This is a genomic window from Anaerolineales bacterium, from assembly GCA_015075725.1.
GTDB lineage: Bacteria > Chloroflexota > Anaerolineae > Anaerolineales > Villigracilaceae > Villigracilis.
On the sequence record JABTTV010000001.1, the window covers coordinates 2906297 to 2922479 of the forward strand.

Consider the following 16183-nt stretch of genomic DNA (forward strand, 5'->3'; position numbering starts at 1 on the left):
TAATGACGCGCTCCCAGACTCCCCGCCGGTTCCAGCACGAGGAATATCCACAACGCAGCGACTGGCTGGAGCGTCTCGCTCGATTCAACACCCAGTTTGGGCGTTTCCTGCGCGATGCCGTCGGTGTGGCTTTGATCGCGTTTGCAGCCATGTCCTTATTTGCATTGTGGAATTGGACCGATGGCATTCTGCTTACCGCGGTCACATCCATCTTGCGCACCTGGTTCGGATGGGGAAGTCTTTTTATATTGATCGGGGTTGCGTATCTCGGTTTCTCTCTGCTTCAACATGAACGCGGATCCATCCATTGGGGTCGGATTCTTGCGCTCGAACTCGCCTCTCTCCTGACCTTGGGCTTATTTGCAGTTTCCCAGGGCAATGACCTCTTCCGGGCGGAATCCGGCATGGACGGCGGTCGGCTGGGGTGGGGCATCGTCCGCCTGTTTTGGCAAACGATGGGAGAAGTTCCGGGGACATCGTTCCTGTTCATCTTGTGGATGCTCGCGGTTGCCACTGGATTCGGACTTTGGGCACGTCTCGAAAACTGGCTGGTAAAAATCGCTGGTGATGAAGCGCCGATGATCGTCTCCACGCCCATACCTGGGGAGGAACATGGGAAAGAAGCGCCGATAAAAACATCCACGCCGAAGAAAAGGACCCAGCCTCTCCCGCCCGAGTTTCGTCCGCAGTTGAAAGCTTCCGAAAAGAAACAGGAAAAGGCGTTCAAAGCACCGCCCCGCGGAGAAGACCTGCCGCCGTTGAACATCCTGCTCGGCGACTCGAATGTCCGCGCTGATGAACGTACCATCAACCAGACAGCGGGCCTTATTATGAAGACCCTTTCAGAATTCGGCATCCCTGCCACTGTGATCGGTTATCGCGTGGGTCCATCTGTGACCCAGTTCGCGGTCCAGCCAGGTTTCATAAAGAGGGGGAACGAGGAGGAGGACGCGCAACAGATGAAGGTGCGCGTGGCGCAGATCGCTGCGCTCGAAAAGGATATCGCGCTCGCATTATCTGCGCAACGATTGCGGATCGAAGCCCCTGTTCCCGGTAAACCATACGTCGGTATCGAGGTTCCGAACACGAACACGTCCGTTGTTCGTCTCCGCGCCTTGATGGAATCGGATGCGTTCTACAAGGTCGGCGCGCCGCTCGCCATTGCCTTGGGGCGGGATGTTTCAGGGAATCCGCTCATGGCGGATTTGGCGCGCATGCCCCATCTGCTCATTGCAGGCGCGACAGGTTCGGGTAAATCCGTCTGTATCACCGCCATTGCCGCCTGTCTTGCCATGAACAATACACCTGAGGAACTGCGCATGGTTATGATCGACTCGAAAATGGTCGAGTTGATCCGCTTCAACGGTCTCCCGCATCTGTTCGGAAAGGTCGAAACCGACCTCAACCGCATCCTCGGTGTTTTGCGTTGGGTCGTGGTAGAAATGGAGCATCGTTACCGCTTGTTGGAGTCGATGCATGCCCGCGACCTGAACTCCTACAATAAAAAGGTTTCGCGTTCCGAAGATGGTCAACCCCTTCCGCGTATCGTTGTGATGATCGACGAGCTTGCCGACCTGATGATGTCAGCGCCGGACCAGACCGAGCACAACCTCGTCCGCCTTGCGCAGATGGCACGCGCCACGGGCATACATCTTATCGTCGCTACACAACGTCCTTCGACGGATGTGGTCACGGGACTCATCAAAGCCAATTTCCCCGCGAGACTTGCTTTTGCCGTTGCTTCAAGCATAGACAGTCGTGTCATCCTGGACTACACCGGCGCTGAATCCCTGCTTGGGCGCGGCGACATGCTCTTCCTCAACCCAGAGGTCGGGAACCCCGTCCGCGCTCAGGGCGTGTTGATCACCGATATGGAGATCGAGCGGTTGATTTCACATTGGCAAAAGAATACCGATGTTCCGGCAGAGGATGTACCGCCGTGGGAAACCCTGCTGCAGGAACCCGGTGAAGATGAAGACGATGGCTTGGTGGAACAGGCCGTTTCCATTGTTCGCCAGCAGCAGCGCGCTTCGGCATCGATGCTTCAGCGCAGATTGAGAATTGGATATCCGCGCGCGGCACGCCTGCTCGATCAGTTGGAGACGATGGGCGTGGTCGGTCCCTCACAGGGCGGCGGGAAAGAACGCGAAGTCCTCGTCGGCGATGAAGACGAAATGGATGACCCGAATAAATAGCCTCCAGTGCGCTTGGACGAGACAGACAATTTCCGCCCATTAGATCCATCGTGCGATTATTCGTTATCCGATTTCAATATCCTTTTATGCTTAAGCGAGATGCCCTCAGACCATGGAAAAAAAACCGACCTTCTCAGACCGCGCAAGAATCGTCTTTAAGGGAATTCTTGATCCGATCGGCGGATTTCTAAATCGACTCGGCCTGGCACCGAACACCATCACATTACTAGGCCTTGCTGGCACGACCATTGGTGCATATATGATCGCACGTGGACACATGACCACTGGCGCGTTCGTTCTCCTCGCGTCTGTTCTAGTGGATGCGTTCGACGGAACGATGGCGCGCTTGAGGGGAGAACCCAGCGACTTCGGCGCATTCGTTGATTCGGTAAGCGACCGTTACGCAGAACTGGTCACTTTTGGCGGCCTGCTTTATTTTTTTCTCACTCAAAATGATACAGCGGGAGTGGCGGTCTCTTTTCTTGCGGCGGCCGGTTCCGTGCTGGTTTCCTACGTCAAAGCCCGCGCCGAAGGGTTGGGCTTCACGGCAAAAGTCGGAATCCTTACACGCCTCGAGCGGTACATCGTTTTGATCCCCCTGCTCGTATTCAACCAGCCTTTTATAGCGGCGGTCATCATTGCCGTGTTGGCAAATATCACCGCCTATCAGCGCATTTTGCACGTTCGCGAACAGGGACGTGAACGCATTAACAAATCGAAGGAATCTGCGGTTTGATGGAAGGCGTCACCTTCGGTCCGCTGTTCCTGCGATGGAACGGATTATTGATCGCTCTTGGCATAGCCGTGGGAGCGTTTGCATCTGCCCTGGAAGCCAGACGCCGCTTTAATGATGCGGAGATCGTTTACCATATCTTCGTACCTGTGACTCTCTGGAGTTGGATCGGGTCGCGCCTCTGGCATGTGTTGACTCCGCCTCTTTCCTCCGTTCAACTTGGGCTGACCACCGGGCATTATCTTTCCCATCCGCTCGATATTCTCTCATTTTGGACAGGAGGATTTGGAATCCCCGGCGCGATTCTCGGCGGGACGGCGGCTTTATGGATCCTTGCCCGCAGAGATCACCTGCCGTTTTGGGAGATGACGGATGTTCTCGCGCCGGGAATCGCGATTGCCCATGGGATTGGCCGCCTCGGGAATTATTTCAACCAGGAGTTGTATGGCTTGCCAACGGATGTGCCCTGGTCGATCTTTGTTGATCCCGTGAATCGGCTGGCGGGATATGGGGGAAATGATTTCTATCATCCCTTATTTGTGTATGAAATTCTTATGCTTTTGGCTTGTGTGGTGATCCTTCTCTGGCTTCCACGCGGCAGATTTGCGGATCGCATAAAAGCGGGTGAACTCTACCTGATTTATCTTGCGTGGTATTCATTCATCCGGTTTCTTCTTGAATTCCTGCGATTGGATGTTTCTTTGGTGAACGGAGCAAATATCAATCAGGTATTTTTTGCCTGCTTGCTTGCGGTTTCCGCCGGGCTCCTGCTGTACCGTCGGTTTGTCCGGGTTTTGTAAGGAATTTGAGAAGGAAACGGACGGGGGATAAGTTATAAAATAGATGCAGTCTTTTTCCAGATGAAAAGGAAGAACCATGATTGAAACGAACGATTTGAGCAAGCAATTCCATGATTTCGTGGCTGTCGAAGGAGTAAACCTCTCGGTTCAATCCGGGCAGATACTCGCGCTCCTTGGGCAGAACGGCGCCGGTAAGACAACCACCGTTCGGATGCTAACCGCGTTACTGCAACCCACGCGCGGGACAGCTCGCGTTGCCGGATATGATGTCGCAAAGAACGGGCACGATGTCCGTGCCTCGGTGGGAGTGTTGACGGAGCATCACGGTTTGTACATGCGTATGACCGCCGAGGAGTATATGGACTTTTTCGGTCAGGTGTACAACCTCTCGGCTTCTTTGCGGAAAACGCGCACGGAGAATTTATTGGAATACTTTGGTCTGGCAGAAGCCGCCAGACGGCGCATCGGCGAATATTCGAAAGGGATGCGGCAGAAGCTTGCGCTTGCTCGTGCCATGATTCACGAGCCCGGCGTGTTGCTGCTGGATGAACCCACCTCCGCAATGGACCCGGAATCCGCGAGGCTGGTGAGAGATGAGATCGCGCGGTTGAAATCCGCCCAACGGACGATCCTGCTTTGTTCCCACAACCTGACCGAAGTGGAACTGCTGGCAGACAAGATCGCGATCATCTATCGCGGCAGGATTTTAATTCAAGGGACACTTGATGAGTTAAAACAGGACGTGCTCGGTCATCCTGAATATGTCGTCAGATTTTCGAATCCCTGGGATGCAGGCGGATTGGAACTGCCCGAGGGGATGGAGATGCTTACCAAAACGCCGACCAGTCTCAAGGTCCGGGTGGAAGCGCCTGAAGACTCGAATCCGATTCTGATGCAGAGACTGGCTTCCCTATCTGTTCCTGTGGTTGCATTCCAGGAAGAGATGCGCACGTTGGAGCAGGTGTATCTGAAGGTCATGGCGGCTGTAAGAGGAAAAGATTATGTTCAATAGATTGCGCCCGGTCTGGCTTGTGGCGAAACGCGAATTGCGCGACCAGTTCCGCGATTGGCGGGTGCTCCTGCCGATGGCGATCCTGACCCTGTGTTTTCCGTTCCTGATGAACGAATTTGCAAAGGAAACCATTGAATTCCTGAATCAGTACGGCGCGAACCTCGTCCTCGAACGGCTTATCCCGATCTCGATCATGATCATCGGTTTTTTTCCGATCACAGTTTCACTGGTTGTGGCGTTGGAATCTTTTGTGGGTGAAAAGGAACGCGGCACGATCGAGCCGTTATTGACAGCGCCCTTCGATGACTGGCAGTTGTACTTTGGCAAATTGCTGGTAGGCGCGGTCACGCCATTGACAGCCAGTTATATCTCCATCGGTCTATATTTATTCATGATCTCCCGCCAGGGATTGGCTTTGCCGGATGGCATGGTGATGCTGCAATTGTTCCTGTTGACCACCGCTCACGCGATCCTGATGGTCAGTGCGGCGATTGTCATTTCGGTCCAGTCCACCTCAGTAAAAGCGGCGAATTTGCTTGCATCGTTCATCGTGATTCCGGTTGCGATCCTGATGCAGGGCGAGGCGGTCATGTTATTCTGGGGAAACGAAACTGTACTTTGGCTGGGAATTCTAGGCGTTCTGATCATTGCCCTGCTGTTGATCCGTGTCGGTATCTCGCATTTCGAGCGGGAATACCTGCTTGGACGCGAGATCGACACCTTGAATTTAAAATGGATCGTGCGCACCTTCTGGCGGAATTTTAAAGGCGGAGCCGTCTCCCTGCGCGATTGGTATGGCCGGGTCCTGGCTGATTCGCTCCGGCGTGCGCGACCTGCGCTCCTGCTCATGTTCCTGATCGCATTGACCAGTGCCTGGGCGAGTTACGAATGGATCATGGTCAATGTATCCGACACGATTGAAAAAGCATCTCCGAAAGACCTGGCAGCCATCGAAGAAAACATCGAAGAACTCCCCGACCTGGCAAGCATGCGCGGACACCTCGATGCCTCTTTCCTGTTTTTAAACAATACCCGCTCGATGGTGATCATTTTCCTCGCCGGGTTGACCTCCTTCAGCGTTCTGGGAGTCCTGATTTACATTCTGAACGTAGCCTTGATCGGCGGCGTGTATGCGCTTTTGGAATTGATCGGAGTTTCGCCCATTCCAATTTTTCTTGCCGGAGTCCTGCCGCACGGCATCTTCGAGATCCCTGCATTGATGATCGGGAGCGCAGTAGTACTTTACATCGGCGCGGTCCTTGTCACGCCGCAGACGGGAAAATCGATGGGGGAGGTGATCCTCGAAATGCTGGCGGACTGGGCAAAGATCTTTGTCGGCGTGGTGGTGCCGCTTCTCGCGCTCGCGGCTGTGATCGAGGCGTATGTCACGCCAGCCCTGCTCCTCAAAGTGATAGGCGGTTGACGGGATCTGAATCACCCGAAATCCAATTAACAATTATGGGGAATTGGATTAAGATTCGCTCATGGCAAAGGTGATCATCCTCGGGGCATCGAACGCGATACCGACAAAGGAAAGCGAAAATACCCACATGGTCATTGTGGGAGCCGAACGCACTGTATTGGTAGATTCGGTCAGTAACCCGATTCTGAGGCTCGAGCAGGCTGGGCTGGACTTTAATGAGTTGACTGACATCATTGTCACGCATTTCCATCCCGACCATGTTTCCGGCATCCCGCTCCTGTTGATGGATATGTGGTTGATGGGCAGGCAGAAGCCTTTGAATATTTACGGATTGCATTACACCCTAGATCGTCTGGAAGACCTGATGGGTTTTTATAACTGGTCGGAGTGGCCCGAGTTCTTCCCCGTTGTGTTTTACCGATTGCCGACAAAAGAGATGACCCACGTGTTGACATGCCCTGAATTTTCCATTAAGGCTTCGCCAGTGCGACACATGATCCCGAACATCGGTCTGCGGATCGAGTTTACCGAAAGTGAAAAGGTGATGGCATACTCCTGTGACACTGAACCTTGCGACGAGGTTGTCCGATTGAGCGCCGGCGCGGATGTGTTGATTCACGAAGCGACGGGCGAAGAACCCGGCCATTCCTCCGCGGCGCAGGCGGGGGAGATCGCAACAAAGGCGGAAGTGGGAAAACTTTTTCTGATTCACTATCCCACCGGCAGATTTAAAAAAGGCGATGTTGTTGAAGAAGCCTCAAAGACGTATCAAGGTGAAATCGCCTTGGCGAAGGATTTTATGGTGTTGGAGTTTTAAGAATTTGATTCATCTTCATCCAACTAAAACCAACATTTGAAATTCTCTACAAAAAATCCCCTCATGTGAGGGGATTTCGATTTACCAACCCGAAACGTAAGGCTCCCATTCATGATTGTCGGAAAGATGCTTCCCGAAAATGTACTTCGCGTCCGCGGGCGGCTCTTTTGGGATGTGCAAAAGCCGCATATGCGCCTCGTCCACTTTGCGCCCGCCCTTGCGGTGATTGCATATGGAACACGCGGTCACGAGATTCGTCCAGACGTGCCGCCCGCCCATATGCCGGGGAATCACATGATCGATAGTCAGGCTTCCCTCCCGTTTGCCGCAATACTGGCAGGTGAAATTGTCGCGCCGGAAGATTTCGCGGCGCGTTAATTTGACGCGCGGGCGCGGACGATGAATCTGCGATTCGAGCCGAATGACCGATGGACGTGGAAGCAATAATGAAATGGTGCGGATGTGCCCGCGTCCGTTCGCGATCATGCCGGCTTTTCCCGCAAGGATCAACGTGACCGCCCGCCGCGTCGTGCAGACGTGGATCGGCTCAAAATTCGCATTGAGCACCAATACGGGTTCGTTCATAAGCTTCCCATAATCTGCGTGATTATACATCCATACCGGCAATTCGGTGAACGCGCCGATTGGGGTATCATTACGGGCACAATGCTGAACATCCTCATCGCGGGCGGTTCCGGGCTGTTGGGATCCGCTCTGAGAAAATCCCTCCAAGCTGACGGGCACAACGTCTTCATCCTATCGCGAAGAAGCGATGGGATGAACGTAATTAAATGGGACGGTCTCACCTCAAACGGTTGGGGACACCGCGTCAATGAAATGGATGCGGTGATTCATCTTACGGGAAGAAGCATGACTAACTACCCCTGGACGACCTCCCGGAAAAAATCCTTCGAAAATTCACGCATCCTTCCCGGACTTGCGCTTGCTCAAGCCATTCGGGAAGCGGATCATCGTCCAAGCCTTTTCGTGCAATTTTCCGGCATCAATTATTACGGCTTGCGCGGCGATCTCGCCGATGAATCCACCCCGCCCGGCGAGGACTTCCCCGCTCAATTGGCGGTCAAATGGGAGAATGCAACCAAACATCTCGAAGAGTTGGGTATTCGTCGTCTTGTGTTGCGCACATCGGTCGTGCTGGCGAGAGAAAATCCATTGATGATATTGATGTCCCTGCCTATGAGGATGTTCGTCGGCGGGAGGATCGGTTCTGGAAAGCAGGCGTTTCCGTGGATTCACATCAAGGATTGGGTGGGCGCTGTCCGACACCTGATGGCGGACGAAAACGCGCGCGGAATATATAATCTGATCGCGCCCGTTCAAACCTCCCTGGAGGCTTTCTCAAAGGAACTCGCCAAAACGCTTCACCGTCCGTATTGGTTTCCTCTGCCAGACTTTTTGATGCGGAACGTTTTGGGTGAAATGGGCGTCATGATCCTCGATGGCAGGTTCTCCCAGCCCAAACGGTTACTGGAGTCCGGGTATGAGTTCCAGTTTCCGGGTCCGCGCGAGGCGCTGGCCGATTTGTATGGTTAAGTCAAAGGAGATGATTAAATCCATGAAAAAAATTTCCATCCTGTTGTTGTTACTGCTTGCGGCATGCGGTCCCTCCCGGGAATCGCAGGTTGTTCTTCCCAATCTTTTGCCGACGGCGACGGCTTATATCGACCCTTCCTATCCGACAGCACAGGCAAACCTGAATGCTCCGCAGCAAACCGCTGCTGGTATCGAAGTGCGCATGAACCGCGCGTGGGTGGAGGGTAAAAACGTCAATGCTGAGGTTTGTTTCACCCTGCCGGATGCGTCCGATTGGTCCATCTGGGCGGCAAGTTTGACGTACGGCAGTACATTCTTGCAGGAATATGGCACGACGTTGGTAAGCCTCCAGGAATCCGCGAATGGCCAGCCTGGTCAGAGGTGTGATATTTTGACCTTTGTCGTCCCGCCGGATGCAGATTTGACGAATTCCGTGATTGCGATCGACGCCATCTCTGCGGTGCCCCAGCTGACAGACTACTGCGATATCTATCTTCCAAAGATCCAGGAAGCCATGCTTGAAAGGGGAACTGGCATCGCAGTGGATTGTTTCGATGTGAACGGCACCCTGACCATGCAGATCACCGGCAAACCCGCCGAGATGTCGCAGGAACAGGCGGAACAGATCGTCTACAGCGATGAGTTTTATACGGTACGCGGTCCGTGGAGTTTCCCGTTCAATTTGTCGCAATAAAATTCCTGATGTATAATACCGGCATGTTTCTCACACTTTCTGCCACGCAATACCCTTATTATCCCTGCTCATAGCCCAACTGCGATGGTGTCAATGAACGCGCCCCATCATCGCGGGCGCGTTTTTGTTTGTATCATTACGACCGCACGGTCTTGCACGAGGAGAAGCAAATGAACATCGATGAACAAGTTGAACTGCTTATGCAGGGAACCGATTATGGCGACGAAGAGTTACAGAAAGCCATGGTTGCGGAACTGCGGGAACGGTTATTGATATCGGAGAAGGAAAAACGCCCGCTGCAAGTGTACTGCGGTTACGACCCGACATCGACGGATTTACATCTGGGGCACACGATATCCATGCGAAAGTTGCGTCAATTTCAGGACCTGGGCCATGATGTGACCTTTTTGATCGGAAATTATACGGCCTTGGTCGGTGACCCTTCGGATAAAAATAAGGCGCGTCCGGTCCTCACCCAGGAGCAAGTCGCTGAAAATTCAAAAACATACGCCGAGCAGGCGTTCCGTGTATTGGATCGCTCAAAGACAAAGGTCCGATACAACGGGGAATGGCTGGGGGAACTCTCGCTGGTGGATTTGATTCGACTCGGACAAAATTTCACTGTCCAACAATTCTTGGCGCGCGAGAATTTTGCAAGGCGCCTTGAAAAAGGAGAGCCGATCTTCCTGCACGAAACATTCTACGCGCTGATGCAAGGTTACGATGCCGCTGCAATGAAAACTGATGTGCAGGTCGGCGGATCGGACCAGTTGTTCAACATCATCGTGGCGGGACGTAAACTTCAGGAAGCTCTTGGCCAGAAACCATTGGTCGGCATTATCACCGGCATATTGCCCGGCACCGACGGCATCCAGCGAATGTCCAAATCCACGGGCAACATTGTGCCCATCAACACCGGCGCGGATGATATGTTCGGCAAGTTGATGTCGATCCCGGATTCCGCGCTGGGAATCTATATGCGGCTTGTCACCCGCTTCAGCCCGCATGAAATTGCACAGATCGAGAAGGATGTGACTTCAGGGGCGCTTCATCCGCGAGATGCGAAGATGAAAATGGCGGGGGAGATCACCAGTATCTTCTACGGTGAGATGGAGGCTGAGTCGGCGCGGGAAAATTTTGTCAAGATGTTCCAACAAAAGGAAGTTCCCGATGAAATGCCGGAGTATAAGATGGAATCTGGTCAGACCATTGTCGATGTGATCCTCGGGGCGGGGATGGCGGAGAGTAGAAGCAAAGCGCGGCAGTTAATCGATCAAAAGGGCGTCCGCCTCGATGGGGAAGTGCTCATGCGGGGTGATGCTGTATTTCCACATCCGGGTGTCTTGCAGATCGGCAAACGTCGCTTTGTGCGTGTGAGGTAAAACGAAAAGAGGACTCCTGAAAAAGAGTCCTCTTTTGAGGCGTCGACGGGATTTGAACCCGTGAATGAGGGTTTTGCAGACCCTTGCCTTACCACTTGGCCACGACGCCTGATAAACAAAAGGATTGCTGACCGAAAGCATGTTCAATCTGCAATCCTCCAGTTTGAGCGGGCGATGAGATTCGAACTCACGGCCTTCTCCTTGGCAAGGAGACGTTCTACCACTGAACTACACCCGCGTTATCGACCGGTTTGGTCGAGAGTGCCGAGACCCAGGATCGAACTGGGGACACCGCGATTTTCAGTCGCGTGCTCTACCAACTGAGCTATCTCGGCCAAACCATAATCTTTTTATAAGGCGGTCGTGATTTTACTCGTACTTAATGGGATTGTCAAGAAATGCATCGGGTAACAGCTATTCTGTGAAAATGAAACCCAATTTTCTTGACTTTTCATCATGGTTTCGATATAATGTCCAGTTGCTGTCCGTCGGACAGTTCTCATTGTTTATATACGTCATTCACCCCATGTAGGAGAAAAGAATGGCATCCTTGCCCCAGAAGAGTTACGCGAGAATACCAGTCAGCCTAGATTTACCCAATCTGATCGAAGTACAGCTAGATTCATTTGAACGGTTGAAGAAGGAGGGATTGGGGGACTTGTTCCACGAAATCTCACCGATCGAATCCTATAACAAGGGAATGAAATTATTCTTTCCCAGCCGCGGCCCCGAATCACAGCAGTGGGGGTTGAAATATTGGTTTGGCGACCCGAAACATACCATCGAAGAATGCGTGGAGCGCGACCTTACCTACGCCAGCCCTTTGTATGTATCCGTTCTCCTTGCGGGAACGGACGTCCCGGAGCCCATTAAACAGGATATCTTTTTGGGCGACTTTCCCGAGATGACCGACAAGGGTACATTCATCGTGAATGGAACGGAGCGTGTTGTCGTTTCGCAGTTGATCCGTTCCCCGGGTGTTTATTTCGAAGCTCCTGCGGATCGCGCGACTGGACGCCTGCTTTCCATGGCTAAGCTGATCCCCGACCGCGGGGCATGGATGGAGTTCGAAACTCGCAAGTCGGATTATATTATCCTGAAATTCAACCGCAAAAGGACCGTTCCCATCACAGTGTTTTTGCGCGCTCTTGCCGCTGTCAACGATGGAACGAAGGATTCTTCGATCAAACATGGCACTGATGAAGAGATCCTGTCTTTGTTCAAGGATGTCGACAACAATCCCGACCGCCTGTTCATCACTTCCACCATTAAGCAGGAACCGGATTGGGATCTGGGTAATCACACCATCGCTGAGGCGGCATTGATTGAATTCTTCAAGAAAATGCGTCCGGGAGACCCTGCAACACTCGACAACGCCCGTCAATTTCTGGAAGAACAGCTTTTCGACCAGCGGCATTATGATTTGGAGCGCGTTGGACGCTATAAGTTGAATCAAAAACTCGACCTGAACATTCCAATCCCGCACCGTACCGTGACAAAGAATGACATCCTGCGTTTGATCCGCCGCATGATACAAATTAATAACGGCTCGGAACGGTCGGACGATATCGATCACCTCGGTAACCGTCGTGTGAAGACAGTGGGTGAATTGATCCAGAATAAACTGCGCATCGGTTTGCGCCGCATGGAACGCGTGATCAAGGAACGCATGTCCATTCGCGACCAGGAACAGTTGTCGCCTGTGACCCTCGTCAACATCCGTCCGGTGGTGGCGGCATTGCGCGAGTTTTTCGGTTCTTCCCAGTTGTCCCAATTCATGGATCAGACCAATCCTTTGGCTGAATTACGCCACAAAAGGACATTATCCGCGTTGGGTCCTGGTGGGTTGCGCCGTGAACGCGCCGGTTTCGATGTGCGTGATGTTCATCACTCCCATTACGGACGTATCTGCCCGATTGAAACGCCGGAAGGCCCGAATATCGGTTTGATCGGGCGTCTTGCCTCTTTTGCGCGCGTGAATGAATATGGTTTTATCGAAACACCGTATCGCAGGGTGTACAAATCCCTCCCCGCCGACAGCGATCTCCTGGACGGACGCACTCTTCGCGAAGATGTCTACGACCCGAAATCGGAGGAACTGCTTTTCAAGGCGGGAACCGAGATTGATTCCAAGGTGGCGAAACGGCTGTCCCGCCTGAACTCGGAAATTGCCATCGTTCCATTTGTATCCGACGATGTGGTTTACCTGTCCGCAGATGCTGAGGACAAATACACCATTGCCCAGGCAAATGCGGCGTTGACTGAAAAGAAGGAATTTTCGCGCGAACGAATTTCATGTCGATATCATTCCGGCTTCCTGTTTTCCACCGCCGAAAACCTGGACTTCATGGATGTTGCCCCGCATCAAGTCGTGGGCATCAGCGCGGCGTTGATTCCCTTCCTTGAACATGACGATGCCAACCGGGCGCTCATGGGATCGAACATGATGGCGCAGGCTGTGCCGCTGGTCCGACCGGAAATTCCGCTGGTTTCGACGGGTATGGAACGGCATGCTGCCCTGGACTCAGGCCAGGTCGTAGTGGCTGAGGCGGACGGGGAGGTTGTTTCCGTGACCGGATCGAGCATCACGGTCAAAGAAAAACGGACCGGTAATCGGGTCTATCCCCTCCGCAAGTATCAACGTTCCAATCAAAGCACGTGCATCGACCAGCGTCCTTCTGTTGTTAAGGGTCAGGTTATCAAAGCCGGTGACATTATCGCCGATTCGTCTTCGACCGATAATGGTCAACTTGCGTTGGGGCAAAATGTGGTCATCGCGTTCCTCTCGTGGGAGGGAGGCAATTTCGAAGATGCCATACTGCTTTCCGAACGTCTTGTTCAGGATGATCGTTTCACTTCCGTGCACATCGAAAAGTACGAGGTGGAGGCGCGCGACACTAAACTGGGACCCGAGGAAATCACCCGCGATATTCCCAATGTCGGTGACGATGCCATCAAAGACCTCGATGAAAACGGAATCATCCGCATCGGCGCCGAAGTCGGGCCGAACGATATTCTTGTCGGCAAGATCACACCGAAAGGCGAGAAGGAACTTACTCCTGAAGAACGTCTTTTGCGCGCCATCTTTGGTGAGAAATCCCGCGATGTGAAAGATACCTCTCTGCGGATGCCCCATGGTGAACGAGGCAAGGTCGTCGACGTAAAAGTATTTACCCGGGAAGAAAACTCTGACCTCGCCGCTGGCGTGGACCAGATGGTGCGTGTATCTGTCGCCCAGCGTCGCAAGATCACTGCGGGAGACAAGATGGCGGGTCGGCACGGAAACAAAGGTGTAGTTTCGAAGGTTGTACCTGTCGAAGATATGCCGTTTCTTGAAGACGGCACGCCTGTTGATATCATCCTAAATCCGCTTGGTGTGCCCGGGCGTATGAACATTGGACAGGTTCTCGAAGTCCATCTCGGATGGGCGGCGAAGCGTCTTGGTTATCGTGCCCTTACCCCCGTGTTCGATGGAGCGAGCGAAGAACAGATCGAAGCCGAACTTGCCCGTGCCTGGATCGTGGACCAAGCTTGGAAGGAGGCTGGTGTCCGCGCCTGGGAGTGGATCAAAGAGCAGGAATACGATCCAAATACAATCGAGGACGATGATGAAGTGCGCCGCCTCTACCTCGAAGATTGGCTGGATAAGCGCCGGTATGATGTCTACAGCCTGAACGACCCAACGTATGCGCATCGCGCCACCGCTCGTGAATGGCTGCGCGAGAAGGGCTACGACAACCCGGACGAGATTCTTCTCGAAGACCGCAAAGTTGCCATCCGCGACCCACAACTGGACGATATGGCGATCATAGCCTGCTTGCGGCTCTGGCTTGAAGTAAATGGCATCACACGCCGCGTTGCTGAAGACAAGGTTTACGAAACCGCGCAGGAGTTGGCTAAGGAACGGGGTATTCCACTTCCGATCCTCGGCAAACAAACATTGCGCGACGGAAAGACAGGCTTGCCTTACGACCAACCCGTGACGGTTGGTGTGATGACGATTTTAAAATTACACCATCTGGTGGAAGACAAAGTCCATGCGCGCTCCACCGGTCCTTACAGTCTGGTGACCCAGCAACCGCTCGGTGGTAAGGCTCAATTCGGCGGACAAAGATTCGGTGAGATGGAGGTCTGGGCGCTTGAAGCGTATGGGGCTGCTCATACTCTTCAGGAAATGCTTACCGTCAAATCCGACGACGTCCAGGGTCGTGTAAATACCTATGAAGCGATCGTCAAGGGCGAGCCGATCGAAGAGCCAAGCATCCCTGCGTCATTCCGCGTGCTGGTTAAAGAGTTGCAATCCCTCGGTCTTGCTGTTGAAGCCATCAATGAGAACGGCGATGTGGTCAAGTTTGGCAAGGACGAAGAAAAGACCCATCCGCCGAAACACGACACCGGATTGTTGAGCCTGGGCGAGGGGCAATCCAGAAAAAAGTAGTCATTTTCCATTGACGCGGCAAAAATGGCGTGATAAAATGCCCTGCCTTTGTCAAGGAAGAGGGTGCGGCTGTCTCTCCCGCCCCAAAAACAAACTGGCAGCTACAAATGAGGCCATCAGGGATCGTGTTGATGGTCTCATTTATTGCGAAAAAATAAAGATAAATCGTCGATTAGAAGAATTGGAATTCGGAGGCTGATCGTGCCGACAGTAAACCAGATGGTCCGCAAGGGCCGCAAAGACAAGAAATCGAAAAGCAAAGCGCCTGCCTTGCAGTTCACCTTGAACAGCTATAAGCAGCGTCGCTTCCGCCAGGATAAAGGCGCGCCCCAAAAGCGCGGTGTTTGCACCGTTGTGCGCACAATGACGCCGAAGAAGCCGAATTCAGCGCTTCGTAAGATCGCCCGTGTTCGCTTGAGCAACGGCATCGAAGTGACGGCTTACATTCCCGGCGAAGGACATCAATTGCAGGAACATTCGGTTGTTCTTGTCCGCGGCGGACGTGTAAAGGATCTGCCTGGCGTGCGTTATCACATCGTGCGCGGTACTCTCGACACGACCGGCGTTGCGAATCGGAAGCAAGCCCGCTCCAAATACGGCGCGAAGCGGCCCAAGTAATGAAGATGGAGTAATTCAGTCATGCGCAGAGCAAAACCCGAAAGAAGGGAAATCCTTCCCGATATCCGTTACAACAGCCTTAACCTGCAGATCGTGATTCAGCATGTTCTGAAACGCGGCAAGAAGAGCGTTGCCGCAGGGTTGGTGTACGACGCCATGGATTTAATTAAAGAGCGCACTGAAAAGAGTCCGATGGAAGTCTTCGATACGGCGCTTAAAAATGTGGGTCCCGCCATGGAAGTCCGCCCGAGACGCGTCGGCGGTGCGACATATCAGGTGCCAATGGAAGTTTCGGCAGACCGTCGCACAACATTGGCGATCCGCTGGATTCTCAGTTCGGCGCGCGAACGCTCGGGCAAGTCCTTTCCAGATAAACTGGCGTCGGAATTGATCGACGCCGCCAATGAAACCGGGGCTTCGATCCGCAAGCGCGACGAAACGCACAAGATGGCAGAAGCGAACCGCGCGTTCTCTCATTATCGAATTTAGTCTTGATTATTAATAACGATGAAGGAAT

General features: G+C 53.2%; 13 protein-coding genes and 3 tRNA genes. 12 read left to right on the forward strand and 4 right to left on the reverse strand.

Translation table 11 applies throughout. The features are described 5' to 3' along the window. Positions 1 to 2: 2 nt before the first annotated feature. The 6 genes from HS100_13940 (at position 3) to HS100_13965 (ending at position 6980) form a co-directional block, all read left to right on the forward strand. Entirely contained in the window at positions 3 to 2195 is a 2193-nt protein-coding gene (locus HS100_13940) for a DNA translocase FtsK (protein ID MBE7435013.1), read from the forward strand. Positions 2196 to 2307: 112 nt separating this feature from the next. After that, a complete protein-coding gene (locus tag HS100_13945; GenBank protein MBE7435014.1) occupies positions 2308 to 2931 on the forward strand; it encodes a CDP-alcohol phosphatidyltransferase family protein in 624 nt (207 codons plus the stop codon). Then, a complete protein-coding gene (lgt, locus tag HS100_13950) occupies positions 2931 to 3728 on the forward strand; it encodes a prolipoprotein diacylglyceryl transferase (protein ID MBE7435015.1) in 798 nt (265 codons plus the stop codon). Before HS100_13945 ends, lgt begins: the two co-directional genes overlap by 1 nt. A 76-nt stretch (positions 3729 to 3804) precedes the next feature. Further along, entirely contained in the window at positions 3805 to 4740 is a 936-nt protein-coding gene (locus tag HS100_13955; protein ID MBE7435016.1) for an ABC transporter ATP-binding protein, read from the forward strand. Next, complete coding sequence (locus HS100_13960) at positions 4730 to 6163, forward strand: stage II sporulation protein M (protein ID MBE7435017.1); 1434 nt, start codon at positions 4730 to 4732, stop codon at positions 6161 to 6163. Before HS100_13955 ends, HS100_13960 begins: the two co-directional genes overlap by 11 nt. A gap of 61 nt (positions 6164 to 6224) precedes the next feature. Beyond that, positions 6225 to 6980, forward strand: a complete 756-nt coding sequence (locus tag HS100_13965; GenBank protein MBE7435018.1) for an MBL fold metallo-hydrolase — start codon at positions 6225 to 6227, stop codon at positions 6978 to 6980. A gap of 81 nt (positions 6981 to 7061) precedes the next feature. On the opposite strand, the gene HS100_13970 is transcribed toward HS100_13965, so the two are convergent. Further along, a complete protein-coding gene (locus HS100_13970) occupies positions 7062 to 7565 on the reverse strand; it encodes an HNH endonuclease (protein ID MBE7435019.1) in 504 nt (167 codons plus the stop codon). Positions 7566 to 7583: 18 nt separating this feature from the next. On the opposite strand from HS100_13970, the gene HS100_13975 reads away from it, so the two are divergent. The 3 genes from HS100_13975 (at position 7584) to HS100_13985 (ending at position 10610) form a co-directional block, all read left to right on the forward strand. Further along, the gene (locus HS100_13975) at positions 7584 to 8534 is read left to right on the forward strand and encodes a TIGR01777 family protein (protein ID MBE7435020.1); all 951 of its coding nucleotides are present in this window, start codon (positions 7584 to 7586) and stop codon (positions 8532 to 8534) included. A 22-nt stretch (positions 8535 to 8556) separates the two neighbouring features. Continuing rightward, entirely contained in the window at positions 8557 to 9228 is a 672-nt protein-coding gene (locus tag HS100_13980; GenBank protein ID MBE7435021.1) for a hypothetical protein, read from the forward strand. A gap of 170 nt (positions 9229 to 9398) precedes the next feature. Then, positions 9399 to 10610 carry a tyrosine--tRNA ligase gene (locus HS100_13985; protein ID MBE7435022.1) on the forward strand — a complete coding sequence of 404 codons (1212 nt, stop codon included), beginning with the start codon at positions 9399 to 9401 and terminating at the stop codon, positions 10608 to 10610. A 37-nt stretch (positions 10611 to 10647) separates the two neighbouring features. Here the strand turns inward: HS100_13985 and HS100_13990 are convergent. The 3 genes from HS100_13990 to HS100_14000 all read right to left on the reverse strand — a co-directional run bounded on the left by HS100_13990 (position 10648) and on the right by HS100_14000 (position 10945). Then, positions 10648 to 10719 (reverse strand) — tRNA-Cys (locus HS100_13990). Positions 10720 to 10776: 57 nt separating this feature from the next. Beyond that, a tRNA-Gly gene (locus HS100_13995) sits at positions 10777 to 10848 on the reverse strand. A 24-nt stretch (positions 10849 to 10872) separates the two neighbouring features. Next, positions 10873 to 10945: transfer RNA gene (locus tag HS100_14000), tRNA-Phe, on the reverse strand. A 206-nt stretch (positions 10946 to 11151) separates the two neighbouring features. On the opposite strand from HS100_14000, the gene HS100_14005 reads away from it, so the two are divergent. From HS100_14005 to rpsG, 3 genes are all read left to right on the forward strand, one after another. Continuing rightward, positions 11152 to 15048 (forward strand): DNA-directed RNA polymerase subunit beta, encoded by a 3897-nt coding sequence (locus HS100_14005; protein ID MBE7435023.1) that lies wholly within the window; start codon positions 11152 to 11154, stop codon positions 15046 to 15048. 201 nt (positions 15049 to 15249) lie between these two features. Then, positions 15250 to 15666: a 30S ribosomal protein S12 gene (rpsL, locus tag HS100_14010; protein MBE7435024.1), complete on the forward strand. Its 417-nt coding sequence runs from the start codon at positions 15250 to 15252 to the stop codon at positions 15664 to 15666. Between the two features lie 21 nt (positions 15667 to 15687). Beyond that, positions 15688 to 16155 (forward strand): 30S ribosomal protein S7, encoded by a 468-nt coding sequence (gene rpsG, locus HS100_14015; GenBank protein MBE7435025.1) that lies wholly within the window; start codon positions 15688 to 15690, stop codon positions 16153 to 16155. Positions 16156 to 16183: the final 28 nt, after the last annotated feature.

Coding starts and splice junctions, on each gene's coding strand:
- HS100_13940 (MBE7435013.1), top strand. CDS start 3: ATGACGCGCTCCCAGACTCCCCGCCGGTTCCAGCACGAGGAATATCCA.
- HS100_13945 (MBE7435014.1), top strand. CDS start 2,308: ATGGAAAAAAAACCGACCTTCTCAGACCGCGCAAGAATCGTCTTTAAG.
- lgt (MBE7435015.1), top strand. CDS start 2,931: ATGGAAGGCGTCACCTTCGGTCCGCTGTTCCTGCGATGGAACGGATTA.
- HS100_13955 (MBE7435016.1), top strand. CDS start 3,805: ATGATTGAAACGAACGATTTGAGCAAGCAATTCCATGATTTCGTGGCT.
- HS100_13960 (MBE7435017.1), top strand. CDS start 4,730: ATGTTCAATAGATTGCGCCCGGTCTGGCTTGTGGCGAAACGCGAATTG.
- HS100_13965 (MBE7435018.1), top strand. CDS start 6,225: ATGGCAAAGGTGATCATCCTCGGGGCATCGAACGCGATACCGACAAAG.
- HS100_13970 (MBE7435019.1), bottom strand. CDS start 7,565: ATGAACGAACCCGTATTGGTGCTCAATGCGAATTTTGAGCCGATCCAC.
- HS100_13980 (MBE7435021.1), top strand. CDS start 8,557: ATGAAAAAAATTTCCATCCTGTTGTTGTTACTGCTTGCGGCATGCGGT.
- HS100_13985 (MBE7435022.1), top strand. CDS start 9,399: ATGAACATCGATGAACAAGTTGAACTGCTTATGCAGGGAACCGATTAT.
- HS100_14005 (MBE7435023.1), top strand. CDS start 11,152: ATGGCATCCTTGCCCCAGAAGAGTTACGCGAGAATACCAGTCAGCCTA.
- rpsG (MBE7435025.1), top strand. CDS start 15,688: ATGCGCAGAGCAAAACCCGAAAGAAGGGAAATCCTTCCCGATATCCGT.